The organism is Microbulbifer variabilis, from assembly GCF_056232115.1.
In genome coordinates this window covers 566,870-585,641 of the sequence record NZ_CP174325.1, presented here as the reverse complement: position 1 = coordinate 585,641, position 18,772 = coordinate 566,870, and the positions used below count along the sequence as shown (strand labels likewise).

Annotated in this window: 20 protein-coding genes; 11 read left to right on the top strand and 9 right to left on the bottom strand. The window is 49.0% G+C overall.

Translation table 11 applies throughout. The features are described from left to right. Positions 1-41 precede the first annotated feature (41 nt). Together gluQRS and dksA are read right to left on the bottom strand one after the other, a co-directional pair. Positions 42-914 carry a tRNA glutamyl-Q(34) synthetase GluQRS gene (gluQRS, locus tag ACJJI7_RS02540; RefSeq protein WP_020412420.1) on the bottom strand — a complete coding sequence of 291 codons (873 nt, stop codon included), beginning with the start codon at positions 912-914 and terminating at the stop codon, positions 42-44. Between the two features lie 80 nt (positions 915-994). Beyond that, complete coding sequence (gene dksA / locus ACJJI7_RS02535; RefSeq protein ID WP_020412421.1) at positions 995-1,432, bottom strand: RNA polymerase-binding protein DksA; 438 nt, start codon at positions 1,430-1,432, stop codon at positions 995-997. 254 nt (positions 1,433-1,686) lie between these two features. On the opposite strand from dksA, the gene sfsA reads away from it, so the two are divergent. Next, positions 1,687-2,385 carry a DNA/RNA nuclease SfsA gene (gene sfsA / locus ACJJI7_RS02530; RefSeq protein ID WP_444901020.1) on the top strand — a complete coding sequence of 233 codons (699 nt, stop codon included), beginning with the start codon at positions 1,687-1,689 and terminating at the stop codon, positions 2,383-2,385. 48 nt (positions 2,386-2,433) lie between these two features. On the opposite strand, the gene ACJJI7_RS02525 is transcribed toward sfsA, so the two are convergent. The 4 genes from ACJJI7_RS02525 to ACJJI7_RS02510 form a co-directional block, all read right to left on the bottom strand. Then, complete coding sequence (locus ACJJI7_RS02525; protein ID WP_020412423.1) at positions 2,434-2,778, bottom strand: Rieske (2Fe-2S) protein; 345 nt, start codon at positions 2,776-2,778, stop codon at positions 2,434-2,436. A 28-nt stretch (positions 2,779-2,806) separates the two neighbouring features. Further along, a complete protein-coding gene (locus ACJJI7_RS02520) occupies positions 2,807-3,862 on the bottom strand; it encodes a S1C family serine protease (protein WP_020412424.1) in 1,056 nt (351 codons plus the stop codon). Between the two features lie 188 nt (positions 3,863-4,050). Continuing rightward, positions 4,051-4,935 carry a protease HtpX gene (gene htpX / locus ACJJI7_RS02515; RefSeq protein ID WP_020412425.1) on the bottom strand — a complete coding sequence of 295 codons (885 nt, stop codon included), beginning with the start codon at positions 4,933-4,935 and terminating at the stop codon, positions 4,051-4,053. A 157-nt stretch (positions 4,936-5,092) separates the two neighbouring features. Then, the gene (locus tag ACJJI7_RS02510) at positions 5,093-5,377 is read right to left on the bottom strand and encodes a TfoX/Sxy family protein (RefSeq protein ID WP_020412426.1); all 285 of its coding nucleotides are present in this window, start codon (positions 5,375-5,377) and stop codon (positions 5,093-5,095) included. Positions 5,378-5,622: 245 nt separating this feature from the next. Here ACJJI7_RS02510 and ACJJI7_RS02505 point away from each other — a divergent pair, with 245 nt between their 5' ends. The 3 genes from ACJJI7_RS02505 to ACJJI7_RS02495 all read left to right on the top strand — a co-directional run bounded on the left by ACJJI7_RS02505 (position 5,623) and on the right by ACJJI7_RS02495 (position 7,816). Next, on the top strand, positions 5,623-6,339 hold the full coding sequence (locus ACJJI7_RS02505; protein WP_157533404.1) for a M15 family metallopeptidase: 717 nt from the start codon (positions 5,623-5,625) through the stop codon (positions 6,337-6,339). Between the two features lie 130 nt (positions 6,340-6,469). Continuing rightward, positions 6,470-7,294, top strand: coding sequence for a serine O-acetyltransferase (gene cysE / locus ACJJI7_RS02500; protein WP_444901021.1), 825 nt, complete (start codon positions 6,470-6,472; stop codon positions 7,292-7,294). 15 nt (positions 7,295-7,309) lie between these two features. Next, positions 7,310-7,816 carry a hypothetical protein gene (locus ACJJI7_RS02495; protein WP_444901022.1) on the top strand — a complete coding sequence of 169 codons (507 nt, stop codon included), beginning with the start codon at positions 7,310-7,312 and terminating at the stop codon, positions 7,814-7,816. Positions 7,817-7,913: 97 nt separating this feature from the next. On the opposite strand, the gene ppa is transcribed toward ACJJI7_RS02495, so the two are convergent. Further along, on the bottom strand, positions 7,914-8,450 hold the full coding sequence (gene ppa, locus ACJJI7_RS02490) for an inorganic diphosphatase (RefSeq protein ID WP_020412430.1): 537 nt from the start codon (positions 8,448-8,450) through the stop codon (positions 7,914-7,916). A gap of 162 nt (positions 8,451-8,612) precedes the next feature. On the opposite strand from ppa, the gene ACJJI7_RS02485 reads away from it, so the two are divergent. The 7 genes from ACJJI7_RS02485 (at position 8,613) to ACJJI7_RS02455 (ending at position 15,541) form a co-directional block, all read left to right on the top strand. Continuing rightward, positions 8,613-9,986: a glutamine synthetase family protein gene (locus tag ACJJI7_RS02485; protein ID WP_444901023.1), complete on the top strand. Its 1,374-nt coding sequence runs from the start codon at positions 8,613-8,615 to the stop codon at positions 9,984-9,986. Between the two features lie 120 nt (positions 9,987-10,106). Beyond that, positions 10,107-11,489, top strand: coding sequence for an aldehyde dehydrogenase family protein (locus ACJJI7_RS02480; RefSeq protein WP_444901024.1), 1,383 nt, complete (start codon positions 10,107-10,109; stop codon positions 11,487-11,489). A 30-nt stretch (positions 11,490-11,519) separates the two neighbouring features. After that, the gene (locus ACJJI7_RS02475) at positions 11,520-11,981 is read left to right on the top strand and encodes a hypothetical protein (RefSeq protein WP_353375962.1); all 462 of its coding nucleotides are present in this window, start codon (positions 11,520-11,522) and stop codon (positions 11,979-11,981) included. A gap of 50 nt (positions 11,982-12,031) precedes the next feature. After that, complete coding sequence (locus ACJJI7_RS02470; protein WP_020412434.1) at positions 12,032-12,487, top strand: hypothetical protein; 456 nt, start codon at positions 12,032-12,034, stop codon at positions 12,485-12,487. Between the two features lie 57 nt (positions 12,488-12,544). Then, the gene (locus ACJJI7_RS02465; RefSeq protein ID WP_444901025.1) at positions 12,545-13,729 is read left to right on the top strand and encodes an iron-containing alcohol dehydrogenase; all 1,185 of its coding nucleotides are present in this window, start codon (positions 12,545-12,547) and stop codon (positions 13,727-13,729) included. A 63-nt stretch (positions 13,730-13,792) separates the two neighbouring features. Then, positions 13,793-14,389: a peptide-methionine (S)-S-oxide reductase MsrA gene (gene msrA / locus ACJJI7_RS02460; protein WP_444887072.1), complete on the top strand. Its 597-nt coding sequence runs from the start codon at positions 13,793-13,795 to the stop codon at positions 14,387-14,389. Between the two features lie 132 nt (positions 14,390-14,521). Beyond that, a complete protein-coding gene (locus tag ACJJI7_RS02455) occupies positions 14,522-15,541 on the top strand; it encodes an alpha/beta fold hydrolase (protein WP_444901026.1) in 1,020 nt (339 codons plus the stop codon). A 23-nt stretch (positions 15,542-15,564) separates the two neighbouring features. Here the strand turns inward: ACJJI7_RS02455 and pdxR (ACJJI7_RS02450) are convergent, their stop codons facing one another. Both pdxR (ACJJI7_RS02450) and pdxR (ACJJI7_RS02445) read right to left on the bottom strand, forming a co-directional pair. Next, complete coding sequence (gene pdxR, locus ACJJI7_RS02450; protein WP_444901027.1) at positions 15,565-17,040, bottom strand: MocR-like pyridoxine biosynthesis transcription factor PdxR; 1,476 nt, start codon at positions 17,038-17,040, stop codon at positions 15,565-15,567. Positions 17,041-17,156: 116 nt separating this feature from the next. Continuing rightward, complete coding sequence (gene pdxR / locus ACJJI7_RS02445; protein WP_444901028.1) at positions 17,157-18,605, bottom strand: MocR-like pyridoxine biosynthesis transcription factor PdxR; 1,449 nt, start codon at positions 18,603-18,605, stop codon at positions 17,157-17,159. Positions 18,606-18,772: the final 167 nt, after the last annotated feature.

Sequence of the window (18,772 nt, the reverse complement as noted above, 5' to 3'; positions counted from 1 at the left end):
GTGGGTGCGGCTGGCGCAAAAATGTTAAATGTCTCAGCAGTTCAGTGCAATTGCCGGTCGCGCTTATCAATTTGGTGTCGTTGCCAACGGGCTGTGGCCCACTTCAGAATATGTTCTGGTTTCTCCTGTCTCAGTGTTTCGGGCACATGGAAACCGAGAAAAATTAATGCGGCGCACAGGTTATCTGCCGCTTTATTGTCATCGATAGCTGGCGCGTGGTTTTGCTTGCTGAGTTTCTGTTTTCCCCCTGGGCCCATTACCAGAGGCAGGTGCCCGAAGACCGGAGGGGTTGTGCCGAGTATGTGGAACAGACGGATCTGTGCGCCAGTGGTATCTAAAAGGTCGGCGCCACGCACTACTTGGGTAACCCCCTGGGCAATATCATCCACCACTACTGCCAGCTGATAGGCGTACAGGCCATCGCGACGCTTCAGGATCGTGTCTTCACGTACCGGTTGGTGTTGTTCCCCGCGCCAGATATCCTCGAATACCTCCTCGTCACCAGCACATTGCAGGCGTAGGGCAGAGGGACCACTGCCACTGTGTTTGACTCTGCAACCAAGGTTGTCGTGCCCGCCATTTTGGCGGATTTGGCTGCGTGAGCAGTAACAGGGATACAGGAGGCCTTGTTCACGCAGTTGCGCCAGGGTCTCTTCGTACAATCTGTGCCGCTTGCTCTGCCATTCCACGGCACCGTGCCAATGCAGGCCGTGGGTCTCCAGGGAATTCAGGATGCGGGTGGCCGCGCCGGGCTCTTCGCGCGGTGGGTCGAGATCCTCCATTCGGAGCAACCAGTGGCCTCCATGGGACTGGGCATCCAGGTAGCTGCCAAGTGCGCACACCAAAGAGCCAAAGTGCAGGGGGCCGCTTGGGGAGGGAGCGAATCGACCAATATAGGGGTGAGTACTTTTCAAAATGACAGGGGGCGGTCCCGTCGACCGCCCCTTCGCGCCGGGTGCCCCTTAGGGATCACCGGATTTCTATTAGTTATGGATCAGCCTGAAATCTGTCTTTCTTTGATTTCAGCCAGAGTCTTGCAGTCCACACACAGGGTTGCGGTGGGGCGAGCCTCAAGGCGGCGGATTCCAATATCAACCCCGCAAGCTTCACAGAAACCGTAGTCATCCTGGTCAATCAGCTCCAGGGTGGCGTCGATCTTCTTGATCAGTTTGCGCTCGCGATCGCGGGTGCGAAGTTCAAGGCTGAACTCCTCTTCCTGACTGGCGCGATCGGCGGGATCGGGAAAGTTTGCGGCCTCGTCTTTCATGTGGGAAACGGTGCGGTCCACTTCCGCCATCAGTTCGGCCTTCCAGGCTAACAGCAAGTTGCGGAAATGCTCCTGCTGCTTCTCATTCATGTACTCTTCGCCCTTAGTCTCCTTGTAGGGCTCAAAGCCGTGCAGAGAATCGGTGCTCGCAGCAGTTTTGGGCATAGTCGTTGCCTCTCTTTCTATACGGGCCCCCGATAATGGGGGCGATACCACCAAATTCAATCTAGCCTAGACCGGAATCTTTTTGTTTGATGCTTTTTTCACCTGTCAAAAAGCTTGCGGTGGCAGGCTAATCCTTGTTTCCGCCGCCGATACCCCGGCGACCGAGAGCGAGGAAGCTATCAAATCTACGCGATTCGCGCCACAAATAGTTGTCTGCTATTTTGTGGCGCTGAAATGTACAAGAGTGCCAGCCCGTGAAGTTTACCCCCTCGTTGCAAAAGGCAACCCTGTTGCGTCGTTACAAACGTTTTCTCGCAGATGTGGAGTCCTCAGAAGGGGAGGTTTTCACTATTCACTGCCCTAATACCGGCTCCATGAAGAACTGTTGGGTTGAGGGTGGCGCTTGTTGGTATTCGGACTCGGGTAATCCCAAACGCAAGTACCGCCATACTTTAGAGATCACCACCACCCCCGATGGCGCCCTGGCCGGTGTAAATACGGGGCGCTCTAATGCTCTAGTGGAGGAGGCAATACGCTCCGGGGTAATTGGCGAACTCCAAGGCTACGAGTCCCTGCGCCGGGAAGTGCGTTACGGGGATGAGAATAGCCGTATTGATTTTCTGTTGTCCGGTGATCAGGGGGACTGCTATGTGGAGGTTAAGAATGTCACCTTGGCAGAAGGGGAGCGCGGTTACTTTCCCGATGCAGTGAGTGCCCGCGGCGCTAAACATTTGCGGGAATTGCAGAAATTGGCTGAAGACGGAGTGCGTGCAGTACTCTTTTATTGTGTTCAGCACAGTGGTATCGAAAGTGTTGAGGCCGCGCATGAGATTGACCCCGCCTATGCTGACGCCCTCGACAGTGCGGTTTCAGCCGGTGTGCAGGTGCTCGCTTACAAGGCGCAACTAGGCGCCAGTGAAATTGTCCTCGCGCAGGAACTGCCATTTCGCTGAGGGGGTTGATATGAATGGCCGGGCAGGAACGGCCCGGCAAGATAAACCCTACTCCGGCAGCAGGGCGTAGAGGCCGTCCTGGGCGTATTCCACAGGCACAGGTGTCAGTGCATCGCCGGTACAGGGGCCAGCGATACACTCACCGGATTCAATCAGGAACAGAGCCCCGTGAGAGGCACATTGGATCAGGGCCCCATCCGGGTCGAGAAACTGGTCTTCCTGCCAGTCGAGGTTGATACCGCGGTGTGGACAGGTGTTCTTATAGGCATAAACCTCCCCCTCTTTCATCACGGCAAAGACATTGTCAGTTCCGGCGGCGGTATCGCCGAGGGAAAAGCCTTTCGACTGTCCCTCGCTCAATTCATCGTAGCGGCACAGGAAGTATTTCTGCATAAAGTCGGCTCTGGGATCTATTATTGCTCTATTGCGGCGCCGCGAGTGTAATCGAGGTGTAGCGTATTGTCCCGTCGCGCATGATACCCAAAGTAATTTCGTCACCTACCTGATGTTTTTCCAGAGCGTTGAGCAGATCGTCGTAGCTGCGGATGGGTTGCTGCTCCACTTCAACAATCACATCCCCCAGCTGCCACCCTCCCTGGCGTGTGCGATAAATGCCTTGTAAGCCCGCTTTCTCTGCGGGAAGCCCCGGGGCTATGCGCAATACGGCTACGCCTTCGAAACCGTAACGACTGCTCCATTGATCCGGTGCGGATTCAATGCCGAGTATGGGGCGAACCAGGCGGCCGTGGGCAATCAGTTCCGGGACGATTTTCTTGACTGTATCCACCGGAATGGCAAACCCAATTCCCACGCTGGTACCGCTGGGGCTGTAAATGGCCGTGTTGACGCCGATCAAGCGCCCGAGGGAATCCAGCAGTGGGCCGCCGGAATTGCCGGGGTTAATGGCAGCATCGGTCTGGATTACATTACGGATGGTGCGATTATTGGCAGCTTCAATTTCACGCCCCAGAGCGCTCACCACCCCAGTGGTGAGCGTGGTGTCCAAGCCGAACGGATTGCCGATGGCGAGTACCTTGCGCCCCACCGAGAGGTTGCTGGAAGTACCGGCTACAAGAGGTTTTAATCGCTCTTTAGGCGCTTCAATTTTCAGTACGGCAAGGTCTTTCTCTGGAGCTGAGCCCACTAGCTGGGCAGGCCATTCACTGCGGTCTTGTAGTGTAATGGTAACTTTGCGCGCACCCTCAATTACGTGGAAATTGGTAACCACGTGCCCCAGTTCGTCCCAAATAAAACCACTACCGGCACCTTTGGGTACAGCATGCAGTCGCAGGGTCCTGCGATCGCGCACCAGGGCTTCGTTGGTAACGTAAACCACCGACGGGCTGGCAAAATTGAACACCTGCATGGTGTTGCGCTCATCATCGGTAGCGAAGTCCTGGACTTGTGCATACAGGGGAGATGTGAGGCAGAGGAGCATTAAGGAAAAAATAATTGGCAGAGTTTTTAGCGCTGTCATGGATAGCAGTCTTTCCTTTGTCAATTTGCTGGAAAGTTTACCTCGCCTGAGCCGGGGGCGAAAAGACAGCGACGTTTATGCAAACCTGTACCTGCAGGATCAATGTATTCACAGGCTTTTTTTTACCAGAATAAAATCTGCACCTGTGGATAATTCGAAACAACAGCGCTTGTGCAGTTGCGTGAAAATCATTTACGGAAATTCTGCAGAACCTGGATGCGATCATCCAGAGGTGGGTGTGTGGCCAGCAGTGCGCCCATGTTGCCAAAGATTCCGAAGGCTTTCATATTGCCAGGCAGTGGCTCTTCGTGGCCCCGCTCGGATTCCACCTTGAGTCTCTGCAGAGCTGCGATCATGGAATTGGGGCTAGCCAGTGTTGCACCTGCGTGGTCTGCCCTGTACTCCCTCCTGCGGCTGAACCAGGCGACGATAATCATGGCAAAGAAACCAAAGACGATATCCATGACGATAGAGGTGATGTAGTAGCCGATTCCCAGTCCCTGCTCGTTGCGCAGGATTACCCGGTCGACAAAAAAACCGACCAGGCGCGCGAAGAACATGACAAAAGTGTTCACGACTCCTTGGATCAGAGCCAGGGTTACCATGTCCCCATTGGCCACGTGTCCAATCTCATGTCCGATAACTGCACGCGCCTCCTCGCGGCTAAAACGCTGTAACAGTCCGGCACTGACAGAAACCAGGGCGTTGTTGCGATTCCAGCCTGTGGCAAAGGCGTTGGCTTGGGGCATGGGGAATATCCCCACGTCTGGCATGCCAATGTTGGCTTTGCGTGAAAGTTCCCGCACTGTCTCTACCAGCCATTGTTCATCGGCACTGCGGGGTTCGGTAATAATCTGGGTGCGGGTGGTCATCCGTGCAATGGTTTTGGAAAGCAGTAGCGAGATGAAAGAGCCGCCAAAACCAAATAGTGCACAGAGAAGTAGTAAGGCGCCGAGGTTCAGGTCAACGCCATTGGCCTGGAGGATACCTCCTATGCCAAAAAGGTTGAAAATAATGCCGACCAGAACCAGGACAGCCAAGTTAGTCAGCAGGAATAGCCCAATGCGTAACATCGGCTCTCTCCATCTAATCGTCTTTGAGTAAGTTTAGATAGGGCGGGGCGTTTTGTGTGACAGTCGGGCGATATGCAATACCATGCCGAGCACCCTTTCCATCCCCGCAGGGGCTATCCGGGCGTTAAATCGTTGGGAGAAATCTGGGCTGTTCGCGTTAGTCTAAGTTTTGAGTGGCCAGCAGTCGGTCAGCCTCGCTGGCCAGCTTTTGCTTCAGGTCTGGGTCCAGGTCGTTCCAGTGGACGTCCAATAAAGCGCCTTGTAGAGCGTAGAGCATGACTCTGGAGGCATTGATGCCGCGATTGCGAATACTGATAAATGCCTCCACCGGGCCTATGCGGCGCAGGTCTTCATGGGAGCGGATGCCGATAGAGTGCAGGATATTTACAGAGGCCAGGCCCAGGTTTTTCAGTTTCAGTAACTCTGATTGACTCGGGTGCATTCAGTTTTCCCTACAAGGTTTAACGTTCAGTTAATACGATCTCTCCATCGATCGCGGGCTGAACTTAACATAATTTAATTGTCGATCAGTAAACCTAACCATCGGTACCTTTGTGACAGCGCCAATTGCTTTTCCTACAATTCCGGGCTGACCTGCTTATTCCGTATTGCTCTTTGATAGAGTAGGCACCTTGGGTTTGTTCACTTTAGACCGCATTACAAAAATCGCCCGCTTATAGGAGTCAAATGTTATCTGTTCCGCTACAACGTATGCTCTTTGGACTCACCGATGAGCATGTCATCCTCGATCCAACTTCGGGCCAGTTGCTGCACCCCGAGGCCCTGGTGGCCTTCCAGCGCCTGAGACGTGATGCCCGCGAGGCAGGCTTTGATCCCCAGATCGCCTCAGGCTTTCGTAGCTTTGAGCGCCAGCGCACGATCTGGAACGGCAAGGCACAGGGACTCAGGCCGGTGCTCGACAGCGAGGGAGTGGCATTGGAAATTTCCGGATTGCCACCGCGAGAGCTGGTCATGGCCATATTGCGTTGGTCGGCATTGCCAGGTGCTTCCCGCCACCACTGGGGCACCGACTTCGATATGATCGATGCGGCTGCCCTCCCGGAGGGCTACGATGTTCAGCTAACCCCCCAGGAAGTGGCGGACAATGGCATTTTTGGCCCATTTCATCTCTGGCTGGATGAGCGTATTGCCTCCGCGCAGAGCTATGGCTTGTTTCGCCCCTTCGCCACAGATCAGGGGGGGGTGGCCCCTGAGCGCTGGCACCTGAGTTATGCACCGCGTGCGAAGGAATTGCAGGATCTATTGACGATTGAGCGCCTGCAGGAACAGCTGCGCCGCGGTGACCTAGCCCTGTGTGACACCGTGTGTGAGCATCTTGAGGAAATCTATACGCGCTTTGTGTGGATCCCGGATCACTGTTATCCGGAGATTATGCCGCTCTGAGAACGAAGCGGGCGCCGCCTTGTTATGCCCCTGGATTCCCCAGTGGGCGGCGCTTGAAAGGTCCTGACATTCCTGCCAAGCTTCGCGGGGCTTCAGCCCTTGGCATATACAATTGGGAAGTAACAGGAAAGTGGAAAAGACCGGCGAGGAAATCATTATCGACAGCTCGATCGAGCCCCGTGATGTCTGGAAATCCATGCGTGCGGAGGCCGCTGCCGCTGCCAGTGGCGAACCGATCCTGGCGAGTTATTTCCACAATACTATCCTGCGCCACAAATCGCTGGAGCATGCAATTGCCGACCAGTTGGCTGCTGTGTTGGATCATGATGCGCTGACTGCCACTTCACTGCAGGAAGTTATTGCTTCCGCTCTGGAGAGTGATCCCTCAATCTCCAGTCGGATGCATGCTGATATTTGCGCTTGGTACGATCGTGATCCGGCCTGCGATCAATACCTGACTCCGTTTCTTTATTTCAAAGGTTTCCACGCGCTGCAATCCCACCGAATTGCCCATTGGCTTTGGAAGCAGGGGCGTTTCACCCTGGCTTTGTATTTCCAAAGCCGGGTGTCGGAGCAGTTTTCTGTGGATATTCACCCGGCGGCGAAGTTTGGCGGCGGCATTATGATTGATCATGCGACTGGTCTGGTTGTGGGGGAGACTTGTGTAGTGGGGGACAATGTATCCATCCTCCACTCTGTGACCCTTGGTGGCAGTGGCCGGGGCTCCGGCGATCGCCACCCAAAAATCGGTCACGGAGTGATGATTGGTGCCGGTGCCAAGGTATTAGGGCCTGTGCGGGTGGGAGATGATGTCAAGATTGCTGCTGGCAGCCTGGTATTACACGATGTGCCCGATCACACCACGGTAGCTGGTGTGCCAGCGCGCCAAGTTGGTGGCCGAATTGAGGGAGCTCCTGCCTTTACCATGGACCAGACTCTGGACCCGGATGAATAACACAGGGATTAAGTAATGTCGCAAGCCACCTATAGCTTGGTTTTCCGCGGTGACCTGATCGACGGATTTACTGCGAACGATGTGAAATCCAATATGGCGCGCCTGTTTAAGAGCACCCCGCAGGCAGTGGAGAAACTTTTCAGTGGTCGTCCACTGATCTTGCGAAAAGGCCTCAGCCAAGCCCAGGCAGAGCAGTTTCAAGCCACTTTGGCCAAAATCGGTGCCCAGGTAACCTTGAAGGATGAGAGTGGGATAGCAACCGCCAAGCCCAAAACCATACAGACACAGGCTGTTCAGCCTGAGGAAACACCTGAATCCGACAGTTCCCCGATACCCAATTGGACGCTTGCGCCCATGGAGGGAAATTTGGTCAAAGATCATGAGCGCAAGCAAGTGGCTGCGGTCGAGGTTTCCACTGACCATATCAGCCTGCGTGCGGCGGAAGGACTTTTGCTTGATAAGAGTGAGCGCGCTGAGGCGGAGGCTGCCCCAGTCAATATTCCCAAGTGGGATCTGGACTAAACATAAATCATTCCCTCTGAGGGAGTCTCCACGCACAAAAAAACCGGCATAAAGCCAGTTTTTTTGTGCCCAAGAGCCTAGCTAAAGGAAGTGGCTCTCAGCCTTCTTCCTTCAGGTAACGCTCACGAGAGGAAAGCACTTCTTTGCGGGCTTCTTCAGCGTCGGCCCAGCCTTCTACTTTTACCCACTTGCCGGCTTCGAGGGCTTTGTAATTCTCGAAGTAGTGCTCGATTTGCTTGAGCAGCAATTCCGGCAGGTCGCCAATTTCCTGTACGTGATCATACAGCTTGGTTAGCTTGGTGTGAGGTACCGCCAGCAGTTTGGCGTCTACACCGGATTCGTCGGTCATTTTCAGAACGCCGATTACACGGGAGCGGATAACAGAGCCAACCATTACCGGGTAAGGCGCGACAACCAGCACGTCGAGGGGGTCGCCGTCTTCGGACAGGGTTTGAGGCACGTAGCCGTAGTTAGCCGGGTAGAACATCGGAGTGGCAACGAAGCGATCCACAAATACGGCGTCAGAGTCCTTGTCCACCTCGTATTTGATGGGGTCGGAGTTGGCAGGGATCTCGATGATAACGTTGATATCGCTGGGCAGGTCCTTACCTGCGGGGATCTTGTCGAAGCTCATTGCTGGTCCTGAACTGGGTAAAACGAAAAATTTGGAGCGCGGATTATATATGCAGTTCGGCACAGCTGAAAGTCACGCCCCTGGGGAAATATCGGGCGTCAGGATTTGGCTGGCGGGTCTATCCTGTAAGTCATTGATAACAACAACGGGGCAGGGACGGAAATGCTAAAAGCCAGGGAGGTTAAAACCGTTCAGGAGGCCCGTGCGATTGTCGAAGGGCGCGGCCTCAGTCATGTCAAAGTGGGCCTTTTCGATATCGATGGTGTCATGCGCGGCAAATATATGAGCCGCGAAAAGTTTTTCTCTTCCTTGGATAAGGGCTTCTCTTTTTGTGATGTGGTGCTGGGCTGGGATGTAAAAGACCAGCTCTATGACAACGCCCGCTATACCGGTTGGCATACAGGGTATCCGGATGTTCCTGTGCGGATACTTCCAGATAGCTGTCGAGATATTCCCTTTGAAGAGAATATGTTGCTGTTTCTGGCTGAGTTTGATCAGCGGGCCCAGGCAGTATGCCCCCGCGCGGCTTTGCGCCGGGTGGTGGAGCGCTGCCGGGCAGCGGGCTTTGAGCCCTTTGCTGCCCTTGAGTATGAATATTTCCTATTCGATGAAACGCCGCATTCCGTGCGCGAAAAGGGCTTTCGCGATCTGAAGCCTTTCACCCCGGACTGGTTTGGCTACTCAATATTGCGCAACTCTGTGCATTCCGAACTGTACGGGGAAATCCTGGATATGGGGGAGCGCATGGATTTCCCGCTGGAAGGACTGCATACGGAAACGGGTCCAGGAGTTCTTGAAGCCGCAATTGCAGTGGATAAAGCAGAGGCTGCAGGGGACAAGGCCGCCCTGTTTAAAACATTTATGAAAATCCTGGCTCAACGCATGGGATTAATGGCGACATTTATGTCGCGTTGGTCCAGTGATTACCCCGGACAAAGTGGCCATATCCACCTCTCATTGCGCAGTGCGGACAATGGTGAATCGGCATTTTTTGATAGAAGCCAACCCACAGGGGTCAGCGAAATTATGCGCCAGTTTATTGCTGGCCAACAGCGCCTGATGCCTGAGTTTCTGGCCATGTTGGCGCCCACTGTAAATAGTTACCGTCGCCTGGTACCCGGCTTTTGGGCACCTACCGGCGCTAATTGGGGAGTTGAGAATCGGACTACAGCGCTGCGCGCTATTCCTGGCAACGGTAAATCGCAGCGAGTGGAATATCGCCTTGGTGCCGCCGATGCCAATCCCTATTTAGCTCTGGCTGCAGCGCTCGGCTCTGGGCTGTATGGCGTGATGCAGCAATGGCAGCCAAGCGATCCTATTGAGGGCAATGCCTATGCACTGACGCCCGAGATCCAGCAAACGTTGCCCGCTACCCTGTGGGATTCAGCCCAGCGTTTCAAAAGCTCTGAAGCTGCTAAGGAGTTGTTTGGCAGTGAATTTGTTGAGCACTTCGCGGCCAGTCGCGAATGGGAAGAGCGTGAATATCGCCGTCATGTGACTGACTGGGAGCTGGATAGGTATTTCGAAATAATCTGATTTAAGCCATTCACATCTGTACTTTAATTGGGCAGTTGCCCGTCTTTTTGAAAGCGTAACCCAGTTGTCTTTCCTTCACTGGTAGGAAACCGGTGAAAATTAATTAAAGGGATTTCCAACATGCACCACCTGCGATGTATTTCCCCTGTAGATAACAGCGTGTACCTGGAAAGAGCGCTGGCTGGCGAAGCTGAAATTCGTGTGGCTTTGGATCGAGCGGCTTCGGCCCAGCGGGCCTGGCGCCTAACCCCTCTCATCGAGCGTATCGCTATTGTACACCGCGCAGTGGAATTTTTTGCGGAGCGCAAAGATCGTCTGGCTGAGGAAATTTGTTGGATGATGGGAAGGCCAATACGTTTCGCCCCCGGGGAAATTGATGGTTTTGCCGAGCGCGCTTCAGCCATGGCAGATATTGCGGAAGAGGCCCTCGCAGATATCCAACTGTCAGCCACGCCGGGGTTTTCCCGGTTTATTCGTCGCGAACCGCTGGGTATTTCCCTTGTAATTGCCCCTTGGAATTACCCTTACCTGACGGCTGTAAATACAGTGGTGCCGTCAATATTGGCGGGCAATGCTGTAATTTTGAAGCACTCTGCGCAAACTCCTCTCTGTGCAGAGCGAATGGTTGAGGCGTTTAGAGAGGCAGGACTACCCTACGGAGTATTTCAGTTTCTACACCTGAATCACGCTTACACCCAAAGGTTGGCATGCGCGGAGGAAATCCAGCACATCGCTTTTACGGGTTCGGTAGAAGCCGGGGCAAACTTGGAGCGCACCGTAGCAGGCCGCTTTATTCAGGTGGGTTTGGAGCTGGGAGGTAAAGATCCTGCCTATGTACGGGAAGATGCGGATCTTCAGCTGGCGGTGGAGACAATTGTAGATGGCGCATTTTTTAATTCAGGTCAATCCTGCTGCGGCATTGAGCGTGTTTATGTTCAAGAAAAACTATTCGACGAATTTGTAGAGCGTGCCGTCGCTCTGGTTGGTAAATATCAGCTTGGCCGCCCGGATGATCCGGACACCACACTAGGCCCCCTCGTTCGTGCAGAAGCCGCTGATCTAGTACGTGTACAAATAGACGAAGCTGTGGCCGAGGGCGCCAAGACGCACCTGAGCACCAGTGACTTCCCGCTGGATAAACGCGGTACCCAGTATTTGGCACCACAGTTATTGACTGGAGTACGCCAAAAAATGCGCCTGATGCGTGAGGAGTCTTTTGGACCGGTATTGGGGGTGCAAAAAGTGCATGATGATGGCGAGGCTCTAGAATTTATGAATAACAGCCAGTTTGGCCTCACCGCAGCAATTTTTTCACAGGATGAAGAGGTCGCCCTGGCAATTGGGGATCATTTACAGGTAGGCACAGTTTTCCTTAATCGGTGTGATTACCTGGACCCAGAGTTGGCCTGGACTGGGGTAAAGCGGTCCGGAAGGGGGTGTACTTTGTCCCGGATTGGATTTGAGCAGTTAACTAGACCCAAGTCCTTCCATTTTAAAATTTAAGGCTAGGGAACCGTTAAAGAGGGAATTTCTGTGAGGTTGATTAAAAGTTGTGTTGCAGGGTTACTTTTACTCAATTCATTGGTGCTAAAAGCGGAACCTTATCTTTATAAAAATATTACTTTAGATGTTCCCGGTGAGTGGTCAAGGTACGAAGACCCTTACAACAAGATAGGAATTCAATTTCGACAGAAAGGCACCGGTAACTTGATGGCCTACATTCTGAGAGAGGGATTATTAAAAGATGGTGGCGATCCTGACGTATTTTTAGAACAACATCCATTGGAACATCCGGTTTCTTCAGTGCAGATTGGTAATTATTCCGGTTATTTCGTCACTTTTAAATCGAAAGGAAAGTGTATGGCAAAATGGTTTTTGGGCGATGGAATCGATTTACTGGTTGCACACTTTCAAAGTGACTGTAATTCGGTGGATTTCTCGCCGGTAATCGAAGTGGTTAAATCTATCACAATGAAAGTTCACACCGTTGAATAGTTAGTGAGTTATAAGTTACATAGAGTGGGTATTTGGGTGGAGGTGTTGAGGTGAAGTACATACATTGTTGCATAGTATTGTCATTTTTTTCTCCGTTATTGATTAGTGCCGCGGAATACGAGCTAGAAAATTATTCAATAGACCTGCCGGAAAAGTGGTACATACAGACGGTTGATGGAGAAATGGGCATGGAGCTAAGGAAACGGTGTAGCAATGCGCAACTGAAAATAGGGTTTTCTCAAGGGATAACTGCACAGCAACAAACTGAAACTTTCCTGAATGACTACGACGAGGGTGAGGCAGCCCTTACCGCAATTCAACTGGGACAATTTTCCGGCTATTTTCTGAGCTATGAAGATGAAGGGATGTGTGGAGAGATTTGGTCTATGGCAAATGGTGAGGATCATTTTGGAATAGGGTACTGGGAAGATTGTAACTCGATAAACCGTACATTGATTTTTAATCTGGTTAACTCAATAAAGCCCCGTTTACAGGTTGCAGATTAGCTGTTTTCAGAAAGTCATTGAGGGCATTGGCTGGACTGGATAAATAAAGAGGCAAGCGTGGATAAATACCGGGTAAACTGGAATTTCCCTACCAATATTTGGGTTGGACCCGGGCGAATAGCGGATCTTGCCAAGGCCTGCGTTGAATTGAATATACAGCGCCCCTTAGTGGTGACAGATCCCGGTCTTGCCACTATGCCACTGATTGAGCGTGCCTATACTCCCTGTCGGGAAAATAGCCTAGAACTAGAAGTTTTCTCAGCGATAAAAGGCAACCCTAATAGTGAGAATATTGATCAAGGCGTCGAAATTTTAAGGAGTAAAAATTGCGATGGAGTCATTGCCTTTGGTGGTGGCTCAGCGATTGATGCCGGCAAGGCAATCGCGTTAATGGCCAGGCAGAGCCGGCCCATTTGGGAATTCGAGGATATTGGTGATAATTACAAGCGTGTCGATCCTAACGGTATGGTGCCAGTGATTGCAGTACCTACCACTGCTGGAACAGGCTCGGAGGTAGGGCGTGTAGCGGTGATTACCGATGAAGCTGCGCAAATTAAACGCTTGATTTTCCACCCTAATATCTTGCCGGACATTGTGATTCTCGATGCCGAACTTACCTTGGGATTGCCACCAGAAATTACCGCGGCGACTGGGATGGACGCCCTCTCTCACAACTTGGAATCCTATTACTCACCTATGTATCACCCTATGGCTGAGGGAATTGCCCTACAGGGTATGCGCCTGATTAAAAGTTACCTTCCACGGGCCTATATGATAGGCACTGAATTAAAAGCACGTCAGCAGATGCTGGTTGCCTCCTGTATGGGGGCCACAGCCTTCCAGCGTGGTTTGGGTGCGATCCATGCACTCGCCCATCCACTTGGTGGCCTTTACGATAAACATCACGGCTTACTCAATGCCATATTGATGCCCTATGTCCTTGTAGCGAACAGGCCAGCCATAGAGGTTCCCATGGGACAATTGGCACTCTCATTGCAATTGACCGGGAAAGATATGTTTGAGAGCGGCTTTGATGCAGTGCTTAACTGGGTTATTGGCCTGCGTAAGCAGCTGGGTATTCCTCATACTTTGGAAGAAATTGGTATTGGTAGCGATGATGCCGATAAGATTGGACGTATGGCTGCAGAAGACCCGTCTGCAGCCAGTAATCCCATGTCTTTTAACGCAGTGGAATATCGCGAAATTTTCCTGCGTGCCTGCCAGGGTAGTGTCACACTGTAAGAGTTTACCTCTATGAGTCGACAGAAGAGTAACCATCAATAGAACATTCCATAGGAATTCGTTATGCGCGGTATTTTTACTCTGTTTATTCTTCTGGCAGCCACCCTCGGATATGCCCAGGATTCTCCTGATATACGAACCGCTATTTTTGCTGGAGGCTGTTTCTGGTGTATGGAACCGCCGTATGACAAAGTGAATGGCGTGCTGGAAACCACCTCAGGTTACAGCGGTGGTCATGTAAAGAACCCCTCCTATGATCAGGTCTCTGCCGGTGGCACCGGCCATGCCGAGGTGGTGCAAGTTAAATATGATGCAAACAAAGTGAGTTATTCCGAGTTACTCAATATTTTTTGGCACAACGTGGACCCCTTTGATGCCGGTGGCCAGTTTTGTGACCGGGGCGATCAGTACCGTGCTGAGATCTTTTACGGTAATGAAGAAGAGAAAAAGCTGGCCGAAGAGAGTAAGAAGAAAGTAGAGGCCGAGCTGGGTAAGAAAGTTGTCACCCAGATAAAGCCTGCCGCTACTTTTTATCCGGCAGAGGCTTACCACCAGGATTATTATCAGCGCAATCCCCTACGCTATAAATACTACCGCTTTCGCTGCGGGCGGGATCAGCGGCTTGAGGAAGTTTGGGGAAAAGGTAAGAGCAAGAGCTGAAGAGTTTGGGGTGTTTTTTGATCTCTTAAATAGAGGTGCCCTTAAGCGAATAAGTCTGCTGACTAGGATAATTCAGATGTGGTAAACGGCATGGGGAACACCGAATCTGGCAGGTTGCAAGAAGGGGAGGTAATGAGCACTGTAGCAGGATTCCCCGTTCTTTATCGCTATATGGCTGCAGATAAATCCAAACCTCTAATGGTATTTGTGCCGGGTAACTCTCACTTGGCCCGTATCTTTTATGGCTGCCCCGAGGCCAGGGAAGAAGACTTTATCAGTTATTGGGTACATCGTTCAGGCCACCCCTTCCTCGCTATATCCTTCCCCATCGCCAATAAGGCCTTTGATGGATATTATCCCAATTTCACCATCGCAGACTGGGGTAAGCAGGTCGCGGAAGTAATTGACAAGATTGTCACTGAGAATAACTTACAACGTGAGGTAATCGTTTGTGGCTGGAGTATGGGATGCAAGATTGCAGGAGCTCTTGGGAAGGAGGCGATTGGTAAGAGCTTCTCAATAGTGATGTTTGTTGCCATGTCGGGAGATCCCGCTGTTCCAGGCTTCTTGCCAAAAGCAAATGCTGAAAATATCGCTATGACACCAGAAGGGCTGGCAAACCGGGAGAGCTTATACCCCTGGTTTTTTCAGGCACTGGAAGATCAAAGTACCTATAACGGCCATACTATTCTCCCAAAAGATATTTATCGGCAGAGGATCCTGGGGGCCACCCCTGTGGGATTGATTGGCACGGGCCTGATGTATAAGAATGGCCAATTTGTAGAAGACTTAGAATGGAGCCTTAAGTCCGCGAACACTTTCAATTACGACGATTATCCTTTTCCTGTAGTTATTCATGGTGATTCGATATCTGATGCGGAAAACGTATTACTGAATACCTCTAACTGGGCGTTTATTAGAAATAGAGTGCTTATTAAGAGGGTACTTGGGACTAATGCATTAAAGGGTCTCTCTCCTGCTCAGTGGGAGCGTCTTCAAGAACTGGTTGAATGCTCTGGTAGTCACTTTTCGCAATCCCTTCCCGGGGGGCACTTCTTTTTTTGGGGGGGAATTGGGGCAAAATTAATTTTGAAAAAAATAATACTTCTTACAAAAAATGTCAGGAGCATTCCTGATTTGATAAACTTATAATTGAAATTAAATCTTAAGATATTTCATTTTTTAATTAAGTATCTTTCTAGATAGGATATGAATTCTTCACGTTGTGACGTTGTTGTATTAGCGCAACCTAAAATTAGTCCGCTTCTTTTTATTTTTCCAAAGTAGCAAGTTGATAGTGGGGTGCTACCAAAGCCATGGTTAGCTAAATCTTTTGACAGTTTTATATCGTCGTGCCCAGGGGTTGCAATTACAAGATTCATTGGTGTACCGGGAGAAATTAGTTGTGCCTGTGATTTTAATCGACTCTGAATAAGTGTGCAAAAATGAACCCATTTTTCCTGATAAATATTACGCATTCTTCTTATATGGCGTACAAAATGTCCTTCGCCAATAAAATCGGCCAATATCGCTTGGTAAAGCAATGTAGATGGCCCAGAAATTTGGCCTTTTGCTTCTATAAAAGCTGGTGCTACAGGCTCAGGCACTACGAGATAACCTAAATTTAGACTCGGCATAAGAGTTTTGCTAAAACTTCCACAATAGAGGACTGGAGCATCCTTCCTTAACCCCTGTAAGGCAGCGACTGGCTTTTTTTGAGAATAAAATTCACTCTCATAATCGTCTTCAAAAATCCAACACTTAGATTTTGCAGCCCAGTTCAGCAATTTTACTCGATCCTTAAGCTCCATAATACCACCCAAGGGATATTGATGAGTTGGTGAACAAAAAAGAAGTTTAGCTACAAAATTTTTTTTAATTAAATTGTCTACATTAAAAGTGCCGTTTTCAATTTGTATTTCTTGTAAGTTCACGTCCATAGACTTAAATAAGAATCTAGCTCGCTTATAGCCAGGATTTTCAATCAATACTAAATCACCTTTATTCAATATGACTCTGATGCAAATATCTAGAGCTTCCAATTCACCATTCGTGATAATGATATGTTCCTCGGAACAATGAACGCCACGAGATATTCTTAGATATTCTGAAAGTCTTTTTCTAAGCGGTAAATATCCTCGTGAGTCTCCATATCCACTTATAGTGATTCTATCTAAATTTTGACGGTATAATTTGTACCATTTATTATGGGGGAAGGCCTCAAGATCAGGCAGACCAGGTGAAAATGGAAGCGATTCAGGCCATCGAGACAAAGAATATGATGATGATCTTATAGACTCACCATAGTTTGATAAGTCAGGTAAAGAGTGAGTGCTTTCTGAGAAAAAAAACTGCCCCTTATTCGAACAACTGAATGATCTATCAGATATATTGTTTGGCGTTTTTGAAGATATAAATATCCCTTTACCTGCCTGGGCAACTAAAAAACCTTCACTTTTTAATTGTTCAATAACTTGAATAATAGTATTGCGACTTACACCTAAAGACTCGGACATTATCCTAGATGATGGCAGTTTTGACCCGCTCGTAAATACTTGACATTCAATCTTATTCAGCAGAGCTTTATATAGCTGCTTTTGAAGAGGTTGATTTCGATCTATAAATATATCTGTAAGATCTAAAATTTTCACCATAGAACCTAAGAATTTTCTGGATTATATTTTGTACATTGATAAATGTTAGTAATGCCATTTATAGTGACGATATTTTCCTTGTAATAAATTGGGCTCAATAAGTGAAAAGGAAGTTAAGTTAGTAGATCTTTAAGGGTGCTAATAAATCTTATACGGTCACATGAACTTGTATTGGCGCATCCTAAAACTAGACCATTTTCTTTTGAGTTATCACAATAATAATAAGGAGAAATTGGAGCGCTACCAAAGCCTTTTTTAAATAAATTTTCAGAAATCTTTACATCATTATGTCCAGGAATATTTAATGTAAAATTTAAAGCAGAACGTTTGGAAATGATATTTACACTGGAAGATAGGTCACATCTCATTAGACCAAAAAAATGATCCAACTTTTCTTGATAACTCTTCCTCATTTGACGTGCATGTTGAGTGAAGTAACCTTCGCGTATAAAATCTGCCAATATAACTTGATGTGTGAGAGGGCAAGGGCCTGAGAGCTGCATTTTTGCATTCTTGAAAGCAGGCACTAGAGGCTTAGGAGATATTAAATAACCCAAGCGCAGATTTGGTAGTAAAACTCTACTGAACCCTCCTATATAAATTACAGGAGTGCTGCTATGTAAGCCTTGAATTGAATCAACGGGTATACCTTCGTTGAAAAGTTCATTGTCAGAATCACCCTCTAATATCCAACACTTATTTTTTTCAGCCCAATTGAGTATTTCTAATCTTTCTTGAAAAGGAATAATTCCACCTAACGGGGACTGTTGGTTTGGTGTTAAGCAAAGAAGTTTTCCATTTATTTTATTTTTCATTAAATAATCTACATTTAAAACCCCCTGGTTAACCTCAAGAGGTTTCAAATTTACATGCATTGTGTTAAATAAAAATCTGGCTCTAGTACATCCTGGATTTTCCATGAGTACTGTATCTCCCGCATCTAAAGTTAACCTTGCACACAAATCCAAAGACTCTAGGCGTCCGCTTGTTATAATAATTTGGTCAGGAGTACAAAAGGTTCCTCTAGTGGAATTTAAATAGTCAGATAACAATTCTCTTAATGGTTGGTATCCATTAATATCACCATACCCATTGAATTTTATATTTTCTTGATGTCTATGAAAAAGCTTTCCCCATTTTTTATATGGAAAAGATTTTACATCTGGCATCCCTGGTGAAAACGGGTGAGAATCTGGCCAGTAAGTGTTTTCTATCGCGCTTAATTTATCTTGGTTCGACAGGCTAGGAAGTGATAATTCAGTTTTGCTAGCGTTCTTACTGATATTAGTTATTTTATCGATACAAGCTGAAAAGATTGGAGATACGAATACCCCTTTAGATGCTTTACTAACCAGAAAGCCATCCTTTTTTAGCTGCTCTATAACATGAATTATAGTATTACGACTAACACCTATAGATTTAGACATTGCACGTGAAGAGGGTAGCTGTGAACCAGCTGGATATCTTCCGCTTTTTATTCGTTCAACAAGAGCTTTATATAACTGCTCTTGAAGTGGCTTATCGCGAGATATATTTAAATCAATAAAATCTGGAGCACTCACTACTAGCACCAATTTCTTTTAATATCATTAGTCTTATATATACTTGGAACCTTGAATAGATTCATTTATATTGCTATCTATGAATTATGATATTTACCATTTTAGATTTCATGCATAACCTTATATAGCGTTTTGTTTTTTCATAATATATATTGCTGTTATAAGTA

What these genes read in the sequence shown, in the direction of transcription:
- dksA (WP_020412421.1), bottom strand. Translation starts at nt 1,432, where the DNA reads ATGCCCAAAACTGCTGCGAGCACCGATTCTCTGCACGGCTTTGAGCCC.
- ACJJI7_RS02525 (WP_020412423.1), bottom strand. Translation starts at nt 2,778, where the DNA reads ATGCAGAAATACTTCCTGTGCCGCTACGATGAATTGAGCGAGGGACAG.
- ACJJI7_RS02520 (WP_020412424.1), bottom strand. Translation starts at nt 3,862, where the DNA reads ATGACAGCGCTAAAAACTCTGCCAATTATTTTTTCCTTAATGCTCCTC.
- htpX (WP_020412425.1), bottom strand. Translation starts at nt 4,935, where the DNA reads ATGTTACGCATTGGGCTATTCCTGCTGACTAACTTGGCTGTCCTGGTT.
- ACJJI7_RS02510 (WP_020412426.1), bottom strand. Translation starts at nt 5,377, where the DNA reads ATGCACCCGAGTCAATCAGAGTTACTGAAACTGAAAAACCTGGGCCTG.
- ACJJI7_RS02505 (WP_157533404.1), top strand. Translation starts at nt 5,623, where the DNA reads ATGTTATCTGTTCCGCTACAACGTATGCTCTTTGGACTCACCGATGAG.
- ACJJI7_RS02495 (WP_444901022.1), top strand. Translation starts at nt 7,310, where the DNA reads ATGTCGCAAGCCACCTATAGCTTGGTTTTCCGCGGTGACCTGATCGAC.
- ppa (WP_020412430.1), bottom strand. Translation starts at nt 8,450, where the DNA reads ATGAGCTTCGACAAGATCCCCGCAGGTAAGGACCTGCCCAGCGATATC.
- ACJJI7_RS02485 (WP_444901023.1), top strand. Translation starts at nt 8,613, where the DNA reads ATGCTAAAAGCCAGGGAGGTTAAAACCGTTCAGGAGGCCCGTGCGATT.
- ACJJI7_RS02480 (WP_444901024.1), top strand. Translation starts at nt 10,107, where the DNA reads ATGCACCACCTGCGATGTATTTCCCCTGTAGATAACAGCGTGTACCTG.
- msrA (WP_444887072.1), top strand. Translation starts at nt 13,793, where the DNA reads ATGCGCGGTATTTTTACTCTGTTTATTCTTCTGGCAGCCACCCTCGGA.
- ACJJI7_RS02455 (WP_444901026.1), top strand. Translation starts at nt 14,522, where the DNA reads ATGAGCACTGTAGCAGGATTCCCCGTTCTTTATCGCTATATGGCTGCA.